Raw genomic sequence first — 23,941 nt, 5'->3', positions numbered from 1 at the left:
TAAAAATTGTAAGTAAGAAAAATAGTAAAACTGATTATTTTGTTTTTATATTTGTTAAAAACAATCCGATAAGCAAATCCTTTTTATGAAACAATTTTCAAGATTTTTTCTAATTTTTAGTTTTCTTTTAAATCTTAACGGCTATAGCCAAGAAAAAAACGCTAGTAAAGATCAACGCTACATTTTCTTTTTTCACAACAAATTTGTAGAAGAAAATGATCTAAATGTAGCTCATCCAGAATATGGAAAAGCAGAATATAATGAAATCTTAAAATCATACAGAAAAGATAACTTTATTGTTTTTAGCGAAAAAAGAAAGAAAAACACCAACTCTGCAGAATATGCTGAGAAGATGACAAAACAAATTAAAAAGCTTATAAAGAAAGGCGTCCCAGCAAATCATATTACGGTAATAGGAACTTCACAAGGTGGTTATATTGCCCAATATGTTTCTACTTATCTATCTAATCCAGATGTGAATTTTGTTTTTATTGGATGTTTTAGAGATATTGATATTAAAGAAATTCCAGACATTAATTTTTGCGGTAATATTTTAACCATTTATGAAAAATCAGATATTTATGGCGTTTCCGCTATCAAAAGAAAAGAAAATTCTAAATGCAAAATAGAACACTTTAAAGAAATCGAACTTAATACTGGTTTAAAACATGGCTTTTTGTACAAAGCAGCAGACAATTGGATTGCTCCAAGTAAAAAATGGGCAAATGGAAATTATGACTTGAATTAAGCATTCAAAAACATAAAGTAAGTCTTCAATAATTTTGATTTTATTGGAGGCTTTTTTTATTGCAATCTGACGTTTTTTTGATTAAAATCTTTTTCCAAAAATAAAATTTTTATCATTTTTTTATTTGCAAAATATCTCTGTTAGAAAAAAACATCATTTTTCGTCTCTACTATTACGATTTCAAAACACTTTTTTCAACCAAAAAACGCTGTTTTGTTACAAAATAAACGACTCTTCAAATTTTGTTAATGTACAATTGGCATTCCATTTGTTTGTTTAACTTTGTGAATTCAGTACCTTAATAAAAAATAATTTTAATAAAATATGAAACAATTAGTTCTAGCCGTAATTGCATTTATTTCTTTTTCTTGCACACAAGCTCAGAAAACAGCTTTTTCTAAAGAGGCCTTATCTGAGAAATTACTAGCCACTGACGGAAGTCAAGTTGCTTTCAAAAACATCTTAAAAAAATATAAAGGAAAAACTTTGCTAATCGAAGTTTGGGCTTCTTGGTGTGGTGACTGCGTAAAAGCAATGCCAAAATTAAAAGAATTACAAGCTAATAATCCTGATGTTTCTTATCTATTCCTTTCTGCTGATAAAACGGCTGATAAATGGAAAGCAGGAATCGAAAAACATGAATTAAATAAAGGCGATCATTATATGATGAATGACGGAATGAAAGGCCTTTTCGGAAAAGCGATTGACTTAGATTGGATTCCAAGATATATCGTGGTTGACAAAACAGGAAAAATAGTTTTGTACAGAGCGATCGAAACTGATTTCGAAAAAATCAATTCTACTTTACAATCGTTGAAATAATTTTCAATTACAACATTTCAAACAAAAAACAAAAAAATAATATAAAACTACCAAAATGAGAAAATCGATTGTTGCAGGAAACTGGAAAATGCACAAAAATGCAGCGCAAACTGAAGAGTTATTAAACGAATTAATTGCTAAAATTCCAGCAAAAACAAATGCACAAGTAATTGTAGCTCCAACTTTTGTAAACTTACAAGCAGCGGCTGCTAAATTAAAAAATACAACTATCGGAGTTTCTGCTCAAAACGTTCACCAAGCTGAAGGTGGTGCTTTTACAGGAGAAATTTCTGCAGATATGTTAACTAGCATTGGCGTTAACACAGTAATTTTAGGTCACTCTGAGCGTAGAGCTATTTTCCACGAAACAGATGCTTTAATCGCAAACAAAGTTGACACAGCTTTAAAACATGACATGACAGTAATCTTCTGTTTCGGAGAAGAATTAAAAGACCGTCAGTCTGGAAATCACTTTAACATTGTTGAGAACCAATTACGTGATGGTGTTTTCCATATTGCAAAAGAATCTTGGTCTAAAATTGTTTTAGCTTATGAGCCAGTTTGGGCTATCGGAACTGGAGAAACTGCTTCGCCAGAACAAGCACAAGAAATGCACGAATTCATCAGAGAAACAATCCGTAAAGCTTTCGGAGCTGAAATCGCTGATGAAGTTTCTATTTTATACGGTGGTTCTGTAAAACCAGAAAACGCTAAAGAAATTTTCTCTAAACCAGACGTTGATGGAGGTTTAATTGGAGGTGCTGCTTTAAAAGCTGATGATTTCTTAGCGATTGTTACAGCTATTTAATTAAAATTTTAGTCCCCGATAGCTATCGGAATAAATTCTACATAAAACCATTCGCTATGCGAATGGTTTTTTCGTTTTGGAATTTGGAATTTTTAAATTGAAAATTTATAATTTAAGGATTACCTTTGCAAAAATTTTTTTTATGTCAAATATATATTTAGGATATCATTTTACAATTGAGCCGAAAGAGTTGGGTTCTGAAATTTTAGTGGCTGAATTGGGCGAAAAAGCGTTTGAAAGTTTTACGGAAACTGAAAATGGAATTTCTGCTTTTGTGAAGAAGGATTTATGGGATGAAAATATCCTAGATGATATTTATATTTTACAATCTGAAGAGTTTAAGATTGAATATACAATTGAAGAAATCGATCAGGTAAACTGGAACGAAGAATGGGAGAAAAACTTCGAACCAATTGATGTTGACGGAAAATGCCACGTTCGCGCACCTTTTCATCCAAAAACAGATGCTGAATTTGATATCGTAATTGAACCAAAAATGAGCTTTGGAACTGGTCATCATGAGACAACTCACATGATGATCCAGCATTTATTAGAGATGGATGTTAAAGGTCTAAAAACTCTAGATATGGGATGCGGAACTGCTATTTTGGCTATTTTGGCTGAAATGAAAGGCGCAGAACCTATTGACGCAATTGATATTGATAATTGGTGTTATTTAAATTCTATTGAAAATGCGGAGCGCAATAATTGTAAATATATTAGCGTTTATGAAGGCGATGTAGCTTTACTTGCAGGCAAAAAATATGATTTGATAATTGCTAACATCAACAGAAATATTTTGTTGAACGATATGCAGTCTTATGTTGATGCTTTAAACCCAAAAGGGATAATTCTTTTTAGCGGTTTTTATGAAGAAGATATTCCTTTTATTGATGCTTCTTGTGTTGAAAAGGGTTTAACTTATGTTAAAAAGCTTCAAAGAAACAACTGGGTATCTTTAAAATATGTAAATTAGATACTGATAATCAATTCAGTACAAAACCTATAAGACATGAGTACTAAAGAAAAAGTAAGAGAAAGAGTTCGTGAAAAAGAAGCCATTGCTTTTAATAACGAGATCATTGTGTATAATGATGATGTAAACACTTTTGATCACGTAATCGATACTCTTATGCGTGTTTGTGACCACACGGCTGAACAAGCTGAACAATGCTCTTTGATTGTTCATTATAACGGAAAATGCACTGTAAAAACTGGTCCGATTGAAAAACTTAAACCTCAATGCACACAACTTTTGGAAGCTGGGCTTAGCGCCGAAATTGTTTAATTGATTCAATCATTAAAAACGTATTCTATTTTATTCGACATTAGAATTGAATAGAATACGTTTTTTATTTTTATAGATTTCAATTCATTAAAAAAATCTTCTAATAAAGAAAGACAATAAAACACTATTCTATTAGTTTTTCTTTACAATTATGAGAATCCTTTCTCTATTTTATTTATTTTAAATCAAAATACTATATTATTATGGTTTAATTTATCAATAATTTAAAAAGCATTCGATTTTATTTTATATTTGAACGAAATAGAATCCTTTTTTATGGAAGAATACGGAAAGATATTAATTATTGCGATGCCAATTTTTTTAGCTTTAATTGTTATTGAAAAAATCTACGGCATTTATAAAAAGAACGATACTGCTCCATTGATAGATAGCGTATCAAGCATAAGTTCTGGCATTACCAATTCGGTAAAAGATGTTTTAGGGCTGAGTGTAACTTTTCTTTCTTATGAATGGCTGGTTTCTAAAATTGCATTACAACATTTAGAAGCCAATGTCCTCTCCTACTGCATTGCTTTTTTTGTAATTGACTTTTACGGTTATTGGAGTCATAGACTAGCACACCAAATTAATTTTCTTTGGAATAAACACGCCATACATCACAGCAGTGAAGAGTTTAATCTTGCTTGCGCACTACGCCAGCCCATTGCTAGTTTAGTCAATCTATTTACTTTTTTACTGATTCCTGCGGCTTTATTAGGCGTTCCTGCTTCAGTAATTGCCATTACGTTGCCTATTCACTTATTTTTGCAATTTTGGTATCACACGAAGCATATTAAGAAAATGGGCTTTATTGAGCATATTTTGGTAACCCCTTCACACCATCGCGTACATCATGCCATTAATCCAGAATATTTAGACAAAAACCATTCTCAGATTTTTATTTTTTGGGACAAGCTTTTTGGTACTTTTCAAGAAGAACTAGACGATGTGCCTCCAGTTTTCGGTATCACAAGACCAGCCAATACTTGGAATCCTATAAAGATAAATTTTCAGCATTTGAGTTTATTAATAAAAGATGCTTGGCGCGCTCCAAAATGGAAAGACAAATTGACAATCTGGTTTAAACCAACAGGTTGGCGTCCTGAAAATTTTGAAGAAAAATTTCCTGTCAACAAAATCGAGAATGTTTTTAATTTTGAAAAATATGGCACGCAGAATTCTCAAAAACTGATTTATTGGTCTGTTATTCAAATGCTAATAACATTATTGTTTGTAAGTTATTTGTTTGAGAATATTGCCAAAATTGGTCTTCCAAATATTTTCATCTACGGCTCTTTTATTTTTATAACCATATATAGCTACACAGAGTTAATGGATAAAAATCGATATGCCCTCTTATGGGAAGGCATTCGTCTAGGGCTTGTAATTTGTATTATTGGCTACTATGGAGATTGGTTTGGATTAAATCGTGAAATTCCAATTAGCAATTATATTATTTTTACATACCTGATTTTATCTTTTTTAACAACGCTTTATTTTGTTAATTTTGACTTTAAAACCAACCAAAACCAATATACCAATTCATAACCCCTATTATGAGAAACTCATCTTTTTTTAAAATTTATGTAGCATTTAGTATAGTTTATCTCATTATTCTGCTCTCTGGCTACGAGCGTTTTGATCTTTTTCTTAAACCCATTCTAGTACCAATTATTGGGTTTGGAACTTATTTTTACAGAAAATTTCCAACTCAGAATATTTTATTGGCAGCACTTGCCCTTTCATGGCTTGGAGATGTCATTTTGCTTTTTACTGATCTAGGCGAAATTTATTTTATTTTAGGACTTGTATTTTTTTTAACAGCACATATTGTCTATTGTGTTCTTTTTAATAAACAGAAAAGAATCAGAAAAAAACAAAACAAACCGCTTTTTATATTTGGAAGTGTTTTAATTGCATTTTATTTAATTGGAATGGTTTCTGTTTTAATGCCTCATTTAGGAGAACTTGAAATCCCTGTTTCGATTTATGCTTCAATAATCTCAATAATGCTTTTATTTGCTTTCAACGGATTTTTGGTTTGGGAAAAACCAGGGAATCAGCTTGTATTTTTAGGCGCAATTTTCTTTATTATCTCTGACAGTATTCTAGCTGTAAATAAATTTTATGCTCCAATTCCTAAAAGTTCCTTTTTTATTATGCTGACCTATCTTCTGGCACAATATCTGATTGTAGTTGGTACTTTAAAACTAAATCCGAAAAAAGAACAGCAAGTAGTATAACTTTCGCAACAATCTCAACCATGAAAAAAATAGCCCTTTTAATTGTTTTATTAATCAGTGTTTCTTCTTGCGTAAGCACAAAATCGACATTAAAGAATGTTGATGACAATGCGCCAGATTTGATTTTAAAAAAGGATAATACTTTTTCTATAACACAATTTGCTAAAGATAAAAAGTACGGCTATGATCCTGATTATCCTGTTAATATTTTTTTTCAGAACACCAACAATGAAGCTTTAAATGAAACTCGCTTCTTAAATGCTTTAGCTGGCCCAAATGGTGAAAAAGTAACTTATACTAGATTAGAAACCTGTTGCCCATTTCCGACTAAAAGAAGCAATATGGGAGCTGGATTTTTGAATGTTTATGAATTGAAATGGGATGGACAAAAAAAGCCTGTTAAGCTTTATTTGAATGTTTATGAAAAAGGAATTTTAATGGTTCCAGTAGGATTAAGATTGAAACAATAAATCATCAAAGACAAGATTATGCTTGAAATATTGCCTTTGATATTAATTTTACTTCCTGTTTTGTTTCAACTGATAATGGGAACTAAAACAGTTTATAAACCTATTTCACTTACCCTGAGTTCCGTATCCTGGATTAGTATTGTTTCTTATATCTTGGTGTCTATTATCTCTTTCTACATTGTCGATTACAATTTCTCAAAACAATACGAACAATATCCAAATCCAATAAGATGCGGAATGCCTCTTTTAGGCATTGTTATGGCTTGTTTCTTTTTGCTGTTTATTTTGGTTTTAGTTATTTCAATACAATTTTGGATCAAAAGATGCAAAGAAAATAGATATAAGAAACAGATTGTTCAAACTAAAAAACAGCATTAAACTGCAAAACTTCAAAACATGATAAATGTCATTTATCAGTTTCTTTTCATGCTTTAATATTGCCTCGGAAAAAGCATTTAATCGATTAAAAGAAATTTTAGCTATATGCTAATTCTACTAAGCTCCAAGCCAGCTATTAGAGTTCTTAAAATAATCTTAAATCTTCATCTGAAACTCATAAATCATAACTACCTTTGCAGTGCAAAAAAATAATTTTATGAACATACAACATATTCCTCAAATTAAGCATACTGACAGCGGGAATTTCTTCTTATTGGCGGGGCCTTGCGCTATCGAAGGAGAAGAAATGGCGTTGAGAATTGCTGAAAAATTAGTTGGTATTACCGACAAACTTCAGATTCCTTATGTATTTAAAGGATCTTTCAAAAAAGCAAACCGTTCTAGAATTGACAGTTTTTCTGGAATTGGTGACGAAAAAGCATTAAAAATCTTAAGAAAAGTTTCAGAAACTTTTCATGTTCCGACAGTAACAGATATCCATACAAATGAAGATGCTGATATGGCTGCGCAATATGTAGATGTATTGCAGATTCCAGCTTTCTTAGTTCGCCAAACTGATCTTGTTGTGGCTGCAGCTAACACAGGAAAAACAGTAAACTTGAAAAAAGGACAATTTATGAGTCCTGAAAGTATGAAACATGCTGTTCAAAAAGTATTAGACTGTAATAATGAAAATGTTATGGTTACGGATCGTGGTACTATGTTTGGTTACCAAGACATGATTGTTGATTTTAGAGGAATTCCTACTATGCAACAATATGCTTCTACGGTTTTAGATGTAACACATTCTTTACAACAGCCAAATCAGACAGCTGGTGTTACAGGCGGAAGACCTGACATGATTGAAACAGTAGCAAAAGCGGGTATCGCAGTTGGTGTTGACGGTATTTTTATTGAAACTCACTTTGACCCTGCTAATGCAAAAAGCGATGGTGCTAATATGCTTCATTTGGACTATTTTGAAGGTTTAATGAACAAGTTAGTTGCTATCAGAAAAACAGTTAACGCATTTTAAATTATAATACTTAAGTTCTTTGAAAACAAAATTTTTATTTTTCTTACTGACTTGTGTTTCTTTAAGCACATTTGCTCAGGAAGAAATACCTGTACAAAAATATGCTGCTCACAACAAAGGAAAATTCTTTGTTATGTGGGGAGGTAACAGAGAGAGCTACTCAAAATCTGATGTAAACTTTAGAGGTAAAGATTACAACTTTACAGTTGAGAATATGGCCGCTCATGATAAACCAAAAGGATGGCATGTTGATTATGTCAACCCTGTTAATATGACTATTCCACAAACCAATTTGAGATTGGGGTACTTTTTTAGCGATCATTACAGTGTTACGATTGGTGTTGACCACATGAAATATGTAATGTCACAGAATCAAATTGCAAATGTTACCGGAAACATCAATTTGCCTGCCGATGATCCTGCATCAATTTACAATGATAATTACAACAATACTCCTGTAGATATGTCTCAGGGAGGAGCTAAAGAAGGCGGTTATGGCAATGGTGAAATAAATGTAAACGGTCCTGCTTTTTTAATGTACGAACATACAGATGGTTTAAATTACATTAATACTGAAGTTGCTAGATTTGATGATGTTTCTAAATGGTTTGGATTGCCAAATATTGACAAAGTTCAGATTAACTTAACCGAAGGTATTGGTGCCGGGGTTTTATATCCAAAAACCAACACTACTCTTTTAGGTAAAGAACGTCATGATGATTTTCATGTTTCTGGTTACGGTGTTTCTGCAAAAGCGGGTCTTAACATTACTTTCTTCAAACACTTCTATGTGCAAGGAGAGTTAAAAGGTGGTTATATCAACATGCAGGATATTAGAACTACAACAAGCAATGAAGATAAAGCGTCTCAACACTTTACTTATTTTCAGCGAATTATTGCTGTTGGAGGTATTTTTAGAATCTAATATTTCATCAAAATATATTTAAAAAAATAGCTGTCATTTTATTTGGCAGCTATTTTTTTTATTATTTACTTTGCAACTCAAAGTACTTTAAATTATACTTTATGAAAATCAAAAAATATCTATTTCCGATAATCACTTTTATCTTAAGTTTTGGCTGTGCCTTATTTGTGGCTATAAAAGTTTTCCCTAACAATCCTTTTACGGGAACCAAACAAGAAGAGAAAACAGTAGCAAGTAAATTTAAAGATGGCGATCTTATATTTCAAACTTCAGAATCTAAACAGTGTGAAGCGGTTCGAATTGCAACCAATTCTAAGTTCTCTCATTGCGGCATTATTTACGATATCAACGGGAAATGGCTTGTTTTTGAAGCTGTTCAGCCTGTAAAACTTACTCCGCTTGAAGATTGGATTAAACATGGAAGAGATAGCAAATATGTCGTAAAAAGATTAAAGGACGATAGTGTTTTAAGTCCGCAGATTTTACAGAAAATGAAAGATTATAGCCAGCAGTTTGACGGTAAAGAATATGATGCTTATTTTGAATGGACAGACAATAGAATCTATTGTTCGGAATTGATCTGGAAGATATATAAAAATGCAGCAGGAATCGAATTGTCTAAACTTAGAGAATTGAAAGATTTTAATTTACAAGATTCCAGAGTTCAGAAGATATTAAAAGAGCGTTACGGCAACGATATTCCACTAACGGAAAAAGTCGTTGCTCCTTCTGACCTTGCCGATTCTACTATATTGAAAACAGTCGTAGACACTTATTAATATCTTAAAAAGCTAGTCTTAATTCATTCTAGCTTTTTATTTGCTAATAAACTTTGAAATTCAAAGAACTTTTAAAAACCAAAACTATGAGAGATTACCTGATTGAAAAACTATATAAATGTTCCAAAAAACCGTATCAAAAATATTTTAAAAAGAATGAACCTTGGAATATTGACAAAAACACTTTAATGGACTATCCCGAAGAAAGTCTAGGATTTGGTTTAGGAAATTTTCTTTACAAGAATCACTTCGATATTCAGGAAAAACTCGAAGATCACGACATCATTCATGTTCTTACGAATACTGGAGTTTCGGTTTATGAAGAAATCGGAATGCAGTACTATTTACTTGGAAACGGAAAGAAAAGCTTGTATTTATTTATGGTAATAGCAACAGGAACTATTTTTTATCCGAAACGCATAAACTATTTCATTCAGCAATTTAAAAGAGGCAAGAAAGCAAATGCATTTCATTATCTCGATTTTTCAAAAATGCTTTTTATGCCAATTAAAACTATTCAGCAAACTTTTAAAATTTAAAAAATCATGAAAACTATTCATAATCCTTCCGAAGAAAAACAATCTACAGAATTAGCTATCGGAACCTTTATAATCAGTACACTTTTGTTTATGTCTTATATTATTTCAAATGGAAGTCCTATCGTTTTAGTTATTGCTTGGCCTTTTGCTTTAGCTGGAATTGTAGTCAACTTGATTATGTTTTTTCATTTAATGGAAAAGTTTATCCATTTACCTCATCAACGAAAAGATATCGGAATCAAAATTCTAATCTTACTTTCTAATATTCCAATTATTTACTTGTATTATTTGATTGTGATGAAATTTTAATATTGAAAATTGCATTCATGAAAAAAGCCACAAGTAAAACTTATGGCTTTTCATTTTTTATAATTTGAATTTTAATTCGCTTTTTTAGTCTCGATTCCGTTTTGGTCTAATAAATGCATTAATGTAGTCATTGTTGCTGCACCAAGTTCTAGTTCTCTTTTGTTGATGGCATCAAAAGTATCGTTTGCTGCATGGTGGTAATCAAAATAACGTTGAGAATCTGGTTTCAAACCTGCTTTAACAATAGCTTGTGAGGTTAAATGATTAATATCTGAACCTGCGTGGCCAATTGTAAAACTGTGCACTAAATAAGGCTCAAAAAGATCTTTATAACCTTGTATCTTTTTCAAATTAACGTCGTCAGCTTCAATTGAAAATCCTCTTGGAGAAAATCCGCCTGAATCACTTTCCAATGCAAAAATATGATTCTCTTTATTTTGTTTTGAAACTTCTTCGTATTTAGCACCACCTTTTCCGCCATTTTCTTCATTCATAAACAATACAACACGAATCGTATTTTTAGGCTTGTAATTCAAGTTTTTCAAAATACGAATTACTTCCATACTCTGCACTACTCCCGCTCCATCATCGTGAGAACCATCTGCTAAATCCCAAGAATCTAAGTGCCCACCAACAACCATAATGTTTTCTGGAGTTACAGTTCCAGTCAATTCACCAATTACGTTATAAGACAATGCATCTGGTAAAGTCTCGCAAGATTGTTTAAAATAAAATTTCAAAGCTGGATTTGCTTTTAAAGATTTACTCAACAATTCAGCTCCATTTGTACTAATTGCGGCTGTTGGAATATATTGTGCTTTTGGCAAATCTCCATAACTTTGAGCTCCTGTATGAGGGAAATCGTCTAAACGTAAATTCATAGAACGAACAATTGTTCCTACTGCTCCCAATTTTGCAGCTTCTTTTGCTCCTGCATATCTTTGATCAACACAAGCTCCGTAAGAAGTAAAGGTTTCAATATTTTCAGGATTCATTGGTCTGTTATAGAAAACAATTTTACCTTTTACTTTATCAGCTCCAAGTTCATTCAACTCTTTTATTCCCTGAACCTCAATTATTTCTGCTGTAAGACCCGTTTTTGGAGTTGCAACTGAACCTCCCAATGCACAAATCGGCACTGTTGTTTTTACTTTTCCATTAAGAATGTATGCAGTTTCTTTTTCGCCACGAACCCAGTGTGGCACCATAACTTCTTGTAAATAAACTTTATCAAGCCCTAAACTTTCTAATTGGCTTTTAGCGTACTCAACTGCTTGTTCTGCACCTTTAGATCCAGACAAACGAGCGCCAATATCATTTGACAAGTATTCTAGCCAAGTGTAACATTTTGCTTCGGTTAAAGCTTTTTTGTAAAATAATTTAATGTTTTTTTCATCATTTGTCTGAGCAAAAGATGTCAATCCGTTTAAAACTAAAGCAGTTAAAAGAATCGTTTTTTTCATAGTTTCTGTAGTAATTTGGAGTTTAGTATACCAATGGTACATTCACAAAGGAACAAAATTATCGACATTTCTGAAGTTTTTTTCTCAACCTTTTCTCAAAAAAAAACTCCAATTGCAAATTATTCAATTTGCAATCGGAGCTTTTACTTATTTTGTAAATAAAGATTATTTTACTTCAATAATCTTATTTTTTGTCCCGATACCATTTTCATTAAAAGGCTCTATAGTGAAATAATACTTTGTGCCTTTATCCAAACCTCTAAAATCGTATGCATTGTCACCATAAACCATAATGCTATTGTACAATTTATCAGGAGCGATTCCGTAATAAATGTTATAACCAATTGCATCTGTCTGTCTTTTCCATGAAATCATAGCGTTTCTAGAATCTGCTTTGTTTCTGTCTACTTTAAAAGAAGCTACTGGTTTTGGTTTTGCAGCCAATCCATTTCCAAAAACTCTAAAATCAGAAATCGCAAACAAACCTGATGCATTGTGAATGTTCTCCATTTTAATGTAACGTGCTTTTATCGATTTTGAAAGCTCTACATAATCGTGAGGTGCATCTTTATCATTTTTAGATTTATCAACAACCAAAGTCCAATTTTGGGCATCATCAGACATAAATATTTTATATTGATAATAAATGTCCATTGCCTTATTAAACTGTGTCGCTTTATGATCTGCGTAATTAATCTGCAACGCATTTATTTCCATTTGTCTTCCTAAGTCCATTTGAAGCCATTCGCCTGGGTCGCTTGTCTTTGCAGACCAATAGGTTTGAATATTTTCATCTGTAAGGTTTTCAGGTCCGTAACAGAATTTCTCATAGACTTTTTTACCGCCATGATCCATTCTGTGTGTTTCTACTTCCATACATTCCTCAGACGAAGAAACTGACACAGGCTTTTTATATGAAAGCAACATCCATCCAGATGAAGCGCCTTTTGTCTGATCACGCTCACTCGTTGGCAGTACAATTGGGAAATCTCCATAAGCGGTGATCGAATACATTACATCGTCTTTATCAAATCCAGCAGGAAACATATCTATACGACGCTCAAAACGGTCTTTTATTGAAATTTTACATGTTCCTGTATTCCAATAATTTCCGTAATTATCTGCGAAAGTATTTCCGTGTCCAGCTCCAATTACAAATCCGCCTGGTTTATATGACATCGGATTATGTTTCTGATACGTAAATGGCCCTAACGGATTATCTCCAACATGAACACCATTTGCGTAACCTTTAAACTCAGTTGCTGGCGCACCATACTGCATATAATATTTTCCGTTATGTTTCGTCATCCAAGCTCCTTCAATGAAGTTACCCCATGGCGCTGGTTCCATATCGTTATTTGGTCCAAAACGCTCCCATCCGTGAGCTGAAGGATCTAAAATAGCAACTTCTTTAATTTGTCCATAAGGTTTTTGAATATCTTCGACTTCAGTTGCTTTGTACAAAGTTGCATAGTCCGACTGATTTCCTTTTGGAAGCCAAGTTTTATAGTCAACTTCAACACCTACAAGCGGTAATTTTCCACTTGAACCGTAATACATATAGACTTTTTTGTCATCGTCTTGAAATATTGCTGGATCCCAAGTCGGAAGCATTGCTTTATCTATATGACGTGTCCATCTTCCCGATTTTGGATCAGCTGTTTTCCAAATCGGATGATCTCTTTTCCAAGTTGAACCTACATAAAATAAAGTGTCATTTACAACCCAAGCCGCAGGAGCACACTGGTCATCATCGCCTGGCTGTCTTTGAAAACTTCCGTAAACAAAATTCCAATCTGACATGTCTTTACTCCAAAAGAAACCTGCTTGATTGGTAGCGAATAAATAATACTCGCCTTTGTAGGTAATAATTACAGGATCGGCACTTGAACGGCGTGATTCTGGAATTCCGTTATGATTGTGTGTTGTAAAATTGTAACCAATATTTATTGGATTACAATAGGTTGTAGCTGGTCTACTAGGGTCAAACCATTCTGTCTTGCCAGAATTTTGCGCCAAAAGACTGCTTCCGAAAAGTATCGAAAACAATACAATAGGCGTTAATTTTTTATATAATTTTTTCATGTTTAGATTTTCTTAAGTTAAGTTTTAAAGACTATTTTTTAATCTCTTTTCTTTCCTTTAAAAGTTCGGGTTCGTTTGTTGTGATGTAATTGAATTTATGAGCTATAATCCAATCCATATCTTTTGCGTCATTAACAGTCCAAGCATTTAAGATCACTTTATTGTCTTTAGCTTCTTGAATCCATTCCGGATGCTTTTGAAAAACAGAATAATGATAGTCAACACCATTAATTTTATCTGCCTTTACTTCTTTTGGTGATTTGTTTCCTTCTAAATACTGTAGAGAAGTTTTAGAATCTATTTCCCTAATTTTCTTTAGAATATCATAATCAAAACTGATGTAGCAGGTATTTTTATCGGCTTTTAATTTTTTAATGGTTTCGACTGCTGCTACACCCGTTTTTTGTCCTCTTTCTTTGCTTATTTCTGAAGGTTTGATTTCGCAAACTAAAAGTGTGTGTTTGTTGTTTCGCATTCCTTCTGAAATGTATTCATGAAGGGTTGGAAGTTTTTCTCCGTTAGAAAGTTTAAACTTTATTAAATCTGCATAATTCGTTTCCTCAATAAGCAGTTTATTGTAATGAGCATCATGATTGATTACAAGAGAATCGTCTGCTGTTCTCCAAACATCAAACTCTGTTCCTGGCAATTTTAAATCGATTGCATGCCTTAATGATGCAATCGAATTTTCTGGCAGATTGTTCTTTTTCCAAGCTCCGCGATGCGCTACAATTGCATTTTTTTGCGCATAGCTAGACGAAAAAGTAATAAGGCAAATTGCACTAAATATTTTAAAAGTATTCATATAATCGTAGTTAAAAAATTACAAAAAGGTCTTTTGCTCTTAGAAAAAAAGCCCTCCAAACGAAGGGCTTTTCACTAATCAAATAAACCAACTATTTAGTTAACTCAAAACTAACTTTCTTATCGGCATTTGAATTTTCTCCAACGAAAATATCAAACTGTCCAGGCTCTGCTACGAATTGTAAATCAGAGTTATAAAATTTTAAATCTTCAACAGTGATATCAAAACTCACTGTTTGTTTTTCACCTTTTTTAAGTGTTATTTTTTGGAAACCTTTTAATTCTCTAACTGGTCTTGTTACTGAACCAACTAAATCTCTAATGTATAATTGAACTGTTTCTTTTCCGTCAAAATTTCCAGTATTCGTTACATCAACAGTTACTTTCAATTTTCCAGATGGATTCATTTTATCAGAAGAAATTTTCAAGTTTGAATAATCAAAAGTGGTATAGCTTAAACCAAATCCGAATGGGAATAAAGGCTCGTTTCTTTCGTCAATATAATTTGATCTGAATTTTTCGAATTTACCTTCTGTGTTAGAAAGTGGTCTTCCCGTATTTTTGTGTGCGTAGTAAATTGGCAATTGTCCAACGCTTCTTGGGAAAGTTGAAGTCAATTTTCCTGAAGGGTTTACATCTCCAAATAACACATCAGCAATAGCATAACCTGCTTCTGTACCAGCAAACCAAGCATTTAAAATGGCTGGAACTGTTTTTTCTTCGTCAGTAATTACTAACGGACGTCCGTCAAATAAAACCAACACAACTGGTTTTCCTGTTTTCAATAAAACGTTTAATAAATCTTTTTGCGCTTGAGGAATTTCTAAGTTTGTACGGCTACTAGATTCTCCGCTCATCTCTGCAGATTCTCCTAAAGCTGCCACAATTACATCTGATTGCTCAGCAACTTTTAAAGCTTCTGCCAATAATTCTTCTTTTGTACGAGCATCACGGTGTAACGTTTTACCGAACATTGTTGCATTAGTTTCAAAAGTTTCATCATAATCTAAATTGCTTCCTTTTGCATATAAAACTTTAGTTCCAGCTCCAGCAACTTCTTTGATACCTCTCAATAATGAAACAGCATTTTCCATTTTTGTAGCTACACTCCAAGTTCCTGGCATGTTTTCTTTAGCATCTGCCAATGGGCCGATTAAACCAATTGTTCCAGATTTTTTAAGAGGCAATAATTGGTTTTGATTTTTCAATAACACCAACGATTGAGCTGCAATATCACGCGCTTCTTTTCTGCTGTCTGTTGTAAAGATTTCAGTTTTTGCTCTCTTCTCGTCACAATATTTATATGGATCTTGGAATAATCCTAAATCATATTTTGCTTCTAAAATAAGTTTTACAGCATTATCGATTGTTTCAATTTTTACTTTTCCTTCGTCTAAAGATTTTTTCAAAGTTCCTAAGAAACCTTCTCCAACCATATCCATTTCAACTCCAGCGTTTAATGCTAAAGCAGAAACATCTTGTAAATCTCCCATTCCGTGCGGAATCATTTCAGGAATACCTGTAAAATCTGTTACTACAAATCCTTTGAAACCCCATTGTTTTCTTAAAACATCTGTCATTAACCATTTATTTCCTGTTGCTGGAATTCCGTCAACTTCGTTGAAAGAAGCCATAACCGAACCTACACCTGCATCAACTGCAGCTTTGTAAGGAGGAAAATAATCATTAAACATTCTGATGTGGCTCATATCAACTGTGTTATAATCACGTCCACCTTCTGGAGCTCCGTATAATGCGAAGTGCTTAACGCAAGCTAAGATTGAGTTATTTTTAGTTAGATCATGCTGCTGATAACCATTAACCATTGCTTTTGCAATTTGGCTTCCTAAATATGGATCTTCTCCTGAACCTTCAGAAACCCTTCCCCATCTTGGGTCGCGAGAAATGTCAACCATTGGAGAAAATGTCCAGTTGATACCGTCTGCGCTTGCTTCCTTTGCCGCGATTTGGGCACTTCTTTCAATTAAGCCCATATCCCAAGTACAAGATAATCCTAACGGAATTGGGAATGTTGTTTCGTAACCGTGAATAACGTCCATACCAAAAAGCAACGGAATTTTTAAACGGCTTTTTTCAACCGCAATTTTCTGTACTTCTTTAATTTTTTGAACTGATTTAATGTTGAACAAACCGCCCACTTTTCCTTCAGCAATATTTTTTGCCACATTTGAGCTGTTTGCCTGCCCAGTGGTAATATCACCAGATGTTGGCAAGTTTAACTGACCCAATTTCTCGTCTAAAGTCATTTTTGACATTAATTCCGCCACAAATTCAGACTTTGGTTTAATTTTCACTGTATTTTTAGCTGGCTTTTTTTGAGCATAACCCAAAACAGCGCATCCTAAAAAAAGTAAGACTAATTTGTTTTTCATTCTATTCTATTTATTTGTTTGTATTCGTTTTTCTTTGCTGCAACATCCAGTCATAGATTTCTTGATTATCGTATACTTTTGTCCAGCTGTCATGTCCAGCATCATCAAAAATGGTCAGCTTCACATCTTTAGCATTACATTTTTTCAATTCTTTGTAAATCGTTATCGCATAATTCACATTTACCACATCATCGAGTAATCCATGAAAAATTCTGGTTGGAATATTGGCTATTTCACATGCTTTTTCTAACTGAATCAAATCTACAAAGCCGGCGACAGGTACGTTTGCGGCAAATAGATCAGGATGTGCAAAAGCCAAATTCCATGAAGCCCAACCTCCTGAGCTTAAACCAGTAACATATATTCTTTCTGAATCAATTTTATTTTCTTTCTGAATTTTCACAATCAGCTGATAAATTGATTCTATATCCCAATTTTCGTCTTCTTTGCATTGCGGAGCCAAAACATAAGCATCTAATTGGTTCGTTTTTAAATATTTTAAAGGCCCATTAATTTTTACCTTTTCTAAATCGGTTCCTTTTTCTCCATCACCCGAAATAAAAACAATTAATGGCTTTTTCTCCTTAACATTCGCTGGACGATGCAAAACATAACCTAGTTCGTATTTAGACATTATAACCGTATTGATTTTCCCAGTTGTTTCACTCTGCCCAAAAACAACTACAGAAAACAACATAAATATAAATGCTAATGTATTTTTCATAGAGACTTAAATTCCGTATTTTCCAGATTTAAATCCAAGTTTTGTTAAACCTTGTTTTACTTCTGGCGCGTTCATAAACAATTTCCATAATAGGCCTGTTCTGTAATTTTCAATCATTACAACTTCAGGGCCTTGATCAATTGCTAAATAACGTTTTGCAACCCATTTATTTCCTAAACTCAAAGCATCATAAAAACCAGCATCTCCCCAAGTTTCGTCTTTATGATTTTCGTATAAATTTCTGATTACGGCCATCGATTCTTTTGGCGTGTAAACAATTGAGCTGATTGCTGCTGTTGGAGAAATAACACCTTGATCGTTGCTTGGCATGTGTGCATTGTATCCGATAGAACCGTCAGGGTTTCTAGAATAAGAAGCTGTTAAACCCCAATATTCAGGACCATAACCTGCATTTTTATTTGGATTTTGAACACAATATTCATAATTGATTTTAGTCTGATTGACATTTAAATCCCAGTAATTAGCGTATTTATCGCTTAATTGATTTGGATCTAAACCTACATAAGAATAATGAGCCCAGAATAACGGACCGCCAAATTCTTCTGCACCATTGTGCTTTAAAATAAGTGGGATATTATATTTTGTTTTTGAAGAAACTATGCCACCGCTTCTCGCCCATCCTTCGTGATATGCTTTTGCATCGATAGTATGAGTTGGCGAAGACGCTGCCATTACGTAAGTAATAAGGCATTCGTTATATCCTTGTAGTGGAAAATTCATTTGCCAAGCATAACTCGGAGACCAGTGCCAGTATAAGACATTTTTTTGATTTGTGTACCACTGCCAGTCAACCCCTTTCCAAAGTGCATCGTATTTTTGAGCTACTGCTTTTTCTTTTTCAGAACCATCTTTAAGATATTCACGAACGGTAATCATTCCTGCAACCAAAAATGAGGTTTCAACTAAATCACCACCATTATCCTTGGTTCCAAAAGGCTTTACTTTTCCTGTATTTCCGTCAATCCAATGTGACCATGCTCCGTGAAAACGATCTGCTTTACCTAAAAAATTTGCAATTTTGTTAAGTCTTTCTACTCCTTGATCTTTAGTAATATATCCTTGTGACATGCCTGAAACAAGCGCCATTAATCCAAAACCAGAACCTCCAGTTGTTACGATATTCGAGTCGTTTTCAGGATAGACTCCGTCAGGATGATAACGCTCTCTGGCTAATCCAGAATTTGGTTCTGCATAATCCCAGAAATATTTAAATGTTTGTTTTTGAACAGCATCCAAAAGCTGATCATCTGTTAATCCAGTAACGCCAGAAGTATTTTCCTGTACATTTTCTTTTGACTTATCTGTTTTTCCACAACCAAAAAAAGCAAAAGCTAAAAATAAAACTGAAATTCTAACCATTATAAAAATTTAAGATTTTAATAAATAATCACTCCCTTCAGGAAATCTGAAGGAAGTGATTTTTAAGATTTTGATTAATATCCGCCAGGATTCTGCTCAGAAAGCCCGTTTGCTTCTCTTAAGAATGAAGTTGGTATTGGCCATAACTCATGTTTTCCAACGATAAAAGTTTTACCATCTGCTGCCATAGCCGCTTCAGCCTGTCCTGTTCTAACAATATCAAACCATCTATCATGTTCAAAAGCAAATTCTAATCTTCTCTCTTTATAAATTGCTTTTCTAATATCAGTTTGAGAAGTAAAAGGAGTATCTCCTAAACCCGCTCTATGACGAATTTGGTTTACTAAAGGAATTGCTGCAGCAGTTTCTCCTAATTCGTTTAATGCTTCAGCTTTCATTAATATAACCTCAGCATATCTTAAATATCTAAGATTTGTATCTGTAAATTCTTGGTTATAGAAAGATGATGAATATGCTTTATAATTATATCTTGGATTTGCTACAGTTGATGGTACTTCTCTACCATCATATAAAACTGAACCTCTGAAAATAATTGTAGCGTCTTTTCTAACATCTCCTGCCTCATATGCATTTGCTAAACCTTCAGTTGGTGTGTTGAATCCCCAACCCCATCCTCCAGCTCCACGAGGTGCTTGAGAAACAGTATAGTTTCCAATTCCAAATCCAGGACTAGAAGTAGAACCTACTCCATTAATTTCGAAAATAGATTCTGGTCCAAATTCTCCTTCTTTTTTATATTGCAAAGAATAATCAGAAACTAAAGAGTAACCAGTTACTTTATCGCAATTATCAATTACTTTTTGCCAGTTTTTTTGATATAGGTTTACTTTTGCCAATAAAGCATATGCTGCCCCTTTTGAAGCCCTAACAACATCAGCTCCTGTGTATTCTGATTTTAAAGGCAAAGCTTCGATAGCGTCATTTAAATCTTGTTCAATAAAAGCATAAACTTCAGCTACTGACTTACGAGTCAATTGCATTTTTCTATCTTCCTCAGAGATTGGAACCGTAGCTAAATGATCTATAATAGGAACTCCTCCATATCCTTTAACTAAAGTAAAATACATGAATGCTCTCATGAATTTTGTTTCTCCAACTAATCTTGCTTTTAAACTTGGTGTTGCCTGATCTAATTTAGGGAACATTGCCAATGCCTGATTACATCTGTTAATTCCCGCATAATTTGCATTCCAAGTTGACTGAAATGATGGAGTTGAAGCATTATAAGTTAAAGCATCAACAATATCTTTATCTCCTCCTGCATCTCCTGGATCAGATCCTTTGTCAGCATCATCACTAATAATACTTGAAACTGCATTCCATCCAAAAGACGACATTTCCCATCCTAGAAATTGATTGTAAATTGCAGTTACAAAACCTTTAGCTCCCTCATCGCTATTTACCAAATTTGGATCAGCTGGAATAGCTTCTGTTGGTTCTACATCCAAAAAGTCATTTGAACATCCAGACAATAATAATCCAGAAAGTACAAACATTGATATATATATTCTTTTCATGATATTAAAATTTTAAATTTGCACCAATAACAAATGATCTCAATGATGGGTAAGCATCTAACTCAACACCTTGAGTACCTTCAACTAACTTACCATCAGACACAACATCTGGTGAAAATCCAGAGAATTTTTGTGTTATAAATGGGTTAATTGCATTTACATATAATCTGCAATAGCTGATAAAGTTGTTTTCTCTTATTGGAAGTTTATATCCTAAAGTAATGTTATTGATTCTAAAGAAATCTGCAGACTCCAAGTAGTACGTTGAAGCATAAGGAGTTAAATTAGATGGTGCTGGAATTGAAGACGTAGTATTTGTAGGTGTCCAAAAACCATTTGCCATAGAAGCTTCTACATTTTCCCCTCCAAATCTTTGCGCTTTTTTTCCATTGTATACTTTTGCCCCTCCTGTTCCGTAACCGTCAACAGAGAAATCAATGTTTTTATAGTTTAATCCTAAAGTAACTCCATAATTAGAAGTCGGTAAAAGAGACCCAACGTATTTTTTATCTTTAAGTTCGTCTAACCCTGATTGAGCAACTTTAGAACCATCTGCTTTGTAGTATAGCATTTGACCGTTTGTTGGATCAACTCCTGCGTACTCATACATATAAAAACTACCTAATGGCTGACCTACTGAAGTATTGTCAAGAATTTTAGTATTTTGACCATTTCCTAAACTTCCTCCAATAATTGGATTTAACTGAACATTTTTAAGACTTGTAAGTTCATTTTTATTATGAGAAAAATTCCCTCCTACCCAGTAGCTTAAATTATCGTTGATTTTATCATCCCAACGTAATGCAATTTCATATCCTTTGTTAGATACTTCTCCAACATGTGCAGGCGTAGCTAGTGTAATTCCAGAAGTTGAATAAGGCTTAACATTTAAAATTGTATTTGTTGTATTTTTATCATACACATCAAATGATCCTTTTAATCTGCTGTTCAATACTTCAAAATCAAAACCTCCTGAAAGCTCTTCAACAATTTCCCAAGATAAATTAGGGTCTACTTGAGAGTTAATCGTAGTACCTGAACCTAAACCAGAATAATCCAATCCAGAAGTTAATAATTGAGTATTAAGAGGAACATTTTGATTTCCTAATCTACCCCAAGAACCTCTAATTTTTAATAAGTTAATTGGCTCTACATTGCTTAAAAAACTTTCTTTTGAAAGAATCCATCCTAAACCAACTGATGGGAATGTTCCCCAACGTTTGTCTTCAGCAAATTGAGATGAACCATCACGTCTTACAGTACCTGTAACCAAATACTTGTCCATTAATTTATATTGAAAACGAGCAAAATAAGATGCCAATCTTCTTTCATTTAAAGCTTCGTCTTTTAAACCTGTAACAGTACCTGCAACGTTAACATCTTTTAAAGACCAATAGTTTGAATTTGCATTTACATTCTTTCTATCAATTGTTAACTTTTCTCTTGTACCTTGAACATTCGCCTCAATACCAGCTGTAACTTCTACATCATGAATTTCAGCAAAAACTTTATTATACGTTAAATAGTTAGACAAGTTCCAGTTGAAATATTGGTCTCTGTTTCTTGTTAAAGTATTTTTATTTAAATCTGAAGGATATTTTTCTGCTACACGAGTAGGGTCTGCAGATAGCCAAAGCGCTAAGTTATCTACATAATTATACTGTTTGTAAGTATAAAATTCTCCATTGAATTGTGAAGTAAATTTCAAAGATTTAAGAATATCCCAATCTAATTTTAATCCTCCCTGTAAAGTTACAGATTGCTGTTGCTCATTTGTATAATCTAATTGAGCTACTGGGTTTCCAACATTATTAAAAGATGTACCAGTTTCAGATACTACTCCGTTAGAAATAAATGGCACTCCATATTTACCGTCAGCATAACGAACAGGAACTAATGGTGATTGTCGGTAAGCATTTGTAAATGCGCTCAAAGGCATTGGCGTATTTTTAATATTACTTACACTAAAGTTTTGGCTTAACTTAACTTTTTCAGAAAGTTTAAACTCATTATTATTTCTGAATGTTGTACGTCCATAATCAGAACCATTTAAGATTCCTTTTTCTTCATAATTTCCAAGACTGAAAAAGTATTTTACATTTTCTGAAGAGCCTGAAACAGAAATATTGTTCTGAGTATAAGATCCTGTTCTTGTAATTGCGTCTAACCAATCTGTATTATACGGTTGATTAGCAGAGAATCTACCTTGTGGAAAATCGTTGCTATAAGCGGCATTACTGTAACGAACATACTCATCAGCATTTGCCATTTTTACAGTTTTTAAAGGGCTTCTAACCCCTGCAAAACTTTCTACATCTACAGTAATTTTTCCTTTACCTGCTTTGGTTGTAATCATAATTACACCATTTGCACCTCTAGTACCATAAATAGCTAATGAAGAAGCGTCTTTTAATACTTCGTAAGACGTAATATCATTAGTATTGATGTTGTTGATATTATCAGTCGGCATACCATCTACAACATATAAAGGATTTCTTCCTCCTAATGCTGTACCAGCCCCTCTAATAACAACTGAAGGCGTACTTCCCGGCGCATCTGAAGTAGACACCTGAACCCCAGCAGCTTTTCCTTGAATTGCCTGAGAAGCATTCATTACTTTCATCTTGGTAATCTCTTCGGACTTAATTGAGCTAACCGCCGAAGTATTATCAATTTTCTTTCTTGTACCGTATCCAATTACAACTACTTCTTTTAAGGCAGTATCGCCTGCCTCTTTTAAGGTAATTGTCATCGTCGCGGCAGTAGCCGGTACAGAAACTGAATCAAAGCCTAACATAGACACTTTTAAAATGTCTCCAGGTTTTGCATTGATTGTAAAGTTTCCGTCGAAATCTGCATCTGCAGTAGCTCTAGCATCAGCTGAAGCGATAATTGCTCCTGGAATTCCCATTCCATTACTGTCTACTACTTTTCCTTTAATTGCTTGTGTCTGTCCTAACATAAATGTAGGCAGCAGCAAGAGCGCTAAAAAGCTAAAAATAAAATTTTTCATACAGTACGTAATCGTTTAAGTTAGTAGAGCCAAATTAAGCAATTACAACGTTGTAGTACATCAAACACCACTACAACATAGCTACATCATTGTGTTAAAATTTTATCTTATAACAATGATTATCAACGTGGTAAATGTTAACAAAAATCGTTTAACATAACATTATGATGTAGTAATGATGTATCGTAATTATATA

22 protein-coding genes are annotated in these 23,941 nt (G+C 33.3%); 14 read left to right on the top strand and 8 right to left on the bottom strand.

What is annotated here, in order from left to right; translation table 11 throughout:
- The first annotated feature begins 85 nt into the window (after positions 1–85).
- The 14 genes from JI750_RS10805 (at position 86) to JI750_RS10740 (ending at position 10,345) form a co-directional block, all read left to right on the top strand.
- On the top strand, positions 86–748 hold the full coding sequence (locus tag JI750_RS10805) for an alpha/beta hydrolase (protein WP_202001363.1): 663 nt from the start codon (positions 86–88) through the stop codon (positions 746–748).
- 324 nt (positions 749–1,072) lie between these two features.
- Positions 1,073–1,570, top strand: coding sequence for a TlpA family protein disulfide reductase (locus JI750_RS10800; RefSeq protein ID WP_202001361.1), 498 nt, complete (start codon positions 1,073–1,075; stop codon positions 1,568–1,570).
- Positions 1,571–1,625: 55 nt separating this feature from the next.
- Positions 1,626–2,378: a triose-phosphate isomerase gene (gene tpiA, locus JI750_RS10795; protein ID WP_012025485.1), complete on the top strand. Its 753-nt coding sequence runs from the start codon at positions 1,626–1,628 to the stop codon at positions 2,376–2,378.
- A 142-nt stretch (positions 2,379–2,520) separates the two neighbouring features.
- Positions 2,521–3,354: a 50S ribosomal protein L11 methyltransferase gene (gene prmA / locus JI750_RS10790; protein ID WP_202001359.1), complete on the top strand. Its 834-nt coding sequence runs from the start codon at positions 2,521–2,523 to the stop codon at positions 3,352–3,354.
- Positions 3,355–3,390: 36 nt separating this feature from the next.
- Positions 3,391–3,666 (top strand): ATP-dependent Clp protease adaptor ClpS, encoded by a 276-nt coding sequence (locus JI750_RS10785; RefSeq protein ID WP_095927736.1) that lies wholly within the window; start codon positions 3,391–3,393, stop codon positions 3,664–3,666.
- Between the two features lie 276 nt (positions 3,667–3,942).
- Positions 3,943–5,214, top strand: a complete 1,272-nt coding sequence (locus JI750_RS10780; protein ID WP_202001357.1) for a sterol desaturase family protein — start codon at positions 3,943–3,945, stop codon at positions 5,212–5,214.
- 8 nt (positions 5,215–5,222) lie between these two features.
- On the top strand, positions 5,223–5,909 hold the full coding sequence (locus tag JI750_RS10775; protein ID WP_202001355.1) for a lysoplasmalogenase: 687 nt from the start codon (positions 5,223–5,225) through the stop codon (positions 5,907–5,909).
- Between the two features lie 20 nt (positions 5,910–5,929).
- Positions 5,930–6,379: a 2-dehydro-3-deoxyphosphooctonate aldolase gene (locus tag JI750_RS10770; RefSeq protein WP_202001353.1), complete on the top strand. Its 450-nt coding sequence runs from the start codon at positions 5,930–5,932 to the stop codon at positions 6,377–6,379.
- Between the two features lie 18 nt (positions 6,380–6,397).
- Positions 6,398–6,757, top strand: a complete 360-nt coding sequence (locus JI750_RS10765) for a hypothetical protein (protein ID WP_202001351.1) — start codon at positions 6,398–6,400, stop codon at positions 6,755–6,757.
- Between the two features lie 217 nt (positions 6,758–6,974).
- On the top strand, positions 6,975–7,793 hold the full coding sequence (kdsA, locus tag JI750_RS10760) for a 3-deoxy-8-phosphooctulonate synthase (RefSeq protein WP_202001349.1): 819 nt from the start codon (positions 6,975–6,977) through the stop codon (positions 7,791–7,793).
- Positions 7,794–7,812: 19 nt separating this feature from the next.
- Entirely contained in the window at positions 7,813–8,718 is a 906-nt protein-coding gene (locus JI750_RS10755; protein WP_202001346.1) for a hypothetical protein, read from the top strand.
- Between the two features lie 101 nt (positions 8,719–8,819).
- Positions 8,820–9,497 carry a YiiX family permuted papain-like enzyme gene (locus JI750_RS10750; protein ID WP_202001343.1) on the top strand — a complete coding sequence of 226 codons (678 nt, stop codon included), beginning with the start codon at positions 8,820–8,822 and terminating at the stop codon, positions 9,495–9,497.
- An 86-nt stretch (positions 9,498–9,583) separates the two neighbouring features.
- A complete protein-coding gene (locus JI750_RS10745; protein ID WP_202001340.1) occupies positions 9,584–10,036 on the top strand; it encodes a hypothetical protein in 453 nt (150 codons plus the stop codon).
- 6 nt (positions 10,037–10,042) lie between these two features.
- Entirely contained in the window at positions 10,043–10,345 is a 303-nt protein-coding gene (locus tag JI750_RS10740; protein ID WP_202001337.1) for a hypothetical protein, read from the top strand.
- 71 nt (positions 10,346–10,416) lie between these two features.
- Here the strand turns inward: JI750_RS10740 and JI750_RS10735 are convergent, their stop codons facing one another.
- From JI750_RS10735 to JI750_RS10700, 8 genes are all read right to left on the bottom strand, one after another.
- Entirely contained in the window at positions 10,417–11,808 is a 1,392-nt protein-coding gene (locus JI750_RS10735; protein ID WP_202001334.1) for a M20/M25/M40 family metallo-hydrolase, read from the bottom strand.
- Positions 11,809–11,973: 165 nt separating this feature from the next.
- Complete coding sequence (locus JI750_RS10730) at positions 11,974–13,893, bottom strand: discoidin domain-containing protein (protein WP_202001331.1); 1,920 nt, start codon at positions 13,891–13,893, stop codon at positions 11,974–11,976.
- A 31-nt stretch (positions 13,894–13,924) separates the two neighbouring features.
- The gene (locus JI750_RS10725) at positions 13,925–14,698 is read right to left on the bottom strand and encodes a glycerophosphodiester phosphodiesterase family protein (protein WP_202001329.1); all 774 of its coding nucleotides are present in this window, start codon (positions 14,696–14,698) and stop codon (positions 13,925–13,927) included.
- 91 nt (positions 14,699–14,789) lie between these two features.
- On the bottom strand, positions 14,790–17,090 hold the full coding sequence (gene bglX, locus JI750_RS10720; protein ID WP_202001326.1) for a beta-glucosidase BglX: 2,301 nt from the start codon (positions 17,088–17,090) through the stop codon (positions 14,790–14,792).
- Positions 17,091–17,100: 10 nt separating this feature from the next.
- A complete protein-coding gene (locus tag JI750_RS10715) occupies positions 17,101–17,814 on the bottom strand; it encodes a carboxylesterase family protein (protein ID WP_202001324.1) in 714 nt (237 codons plus the stop codon).
- A gap of 6 nt (positions 17,815–17,820) precedes the next feature.
- Complete coding sequence (locus JI750_RS10710) at positions 17,821–19,194, bottom strand: glucoamylase family protein (protein WP_202001321.1); 1,374 nt, start codon at positions 19,192–19,194, stop codon at positions 17,821–17,823.
- Between the two features lie 74 nt (positions 19,195–19,268).
- A complete protein-coding gene (locus JI750_RS10705) occupies positions 19,269–20,732 on the bottom strand; it encodes a RagB/SusD family nutrient uptake outer membrane protein (RefSeq protein WP_202001319.1) in 1,464 nt (487 codons plus the stop codon).
- A 4-nt stretch (positions 20,733–20,736) separates the two neighbouring features.
- Complete coding sequence (locus tag JI750_RS10700) at positions 20,737–23,745, bottom strand: SusC/RagA family TonB-linked outer membrane protein (RefSeq protein WP_202001316.1); 3,009 nt, start codon at positions 23,743–23,745, stop codon at positions 20,737–20,739.
- Positions 23,746–23,941 lie beyond the last annotated feature (196 nt).

Source organism: Flavobacterium tagetis (assembly GCF_016735615.1).
GTDB lineage: Bacteria > Bacteroidota > Bacteroidia > Flavobacteriales > Flavobacteriaceae > Flavobacterium > Flavobacterium tagetis.
The sequence above is the reverse complement of the archived record's forward strand: the minus strand, read 5'-3'. Positions and strand labels throughout refer to the sequence as shown.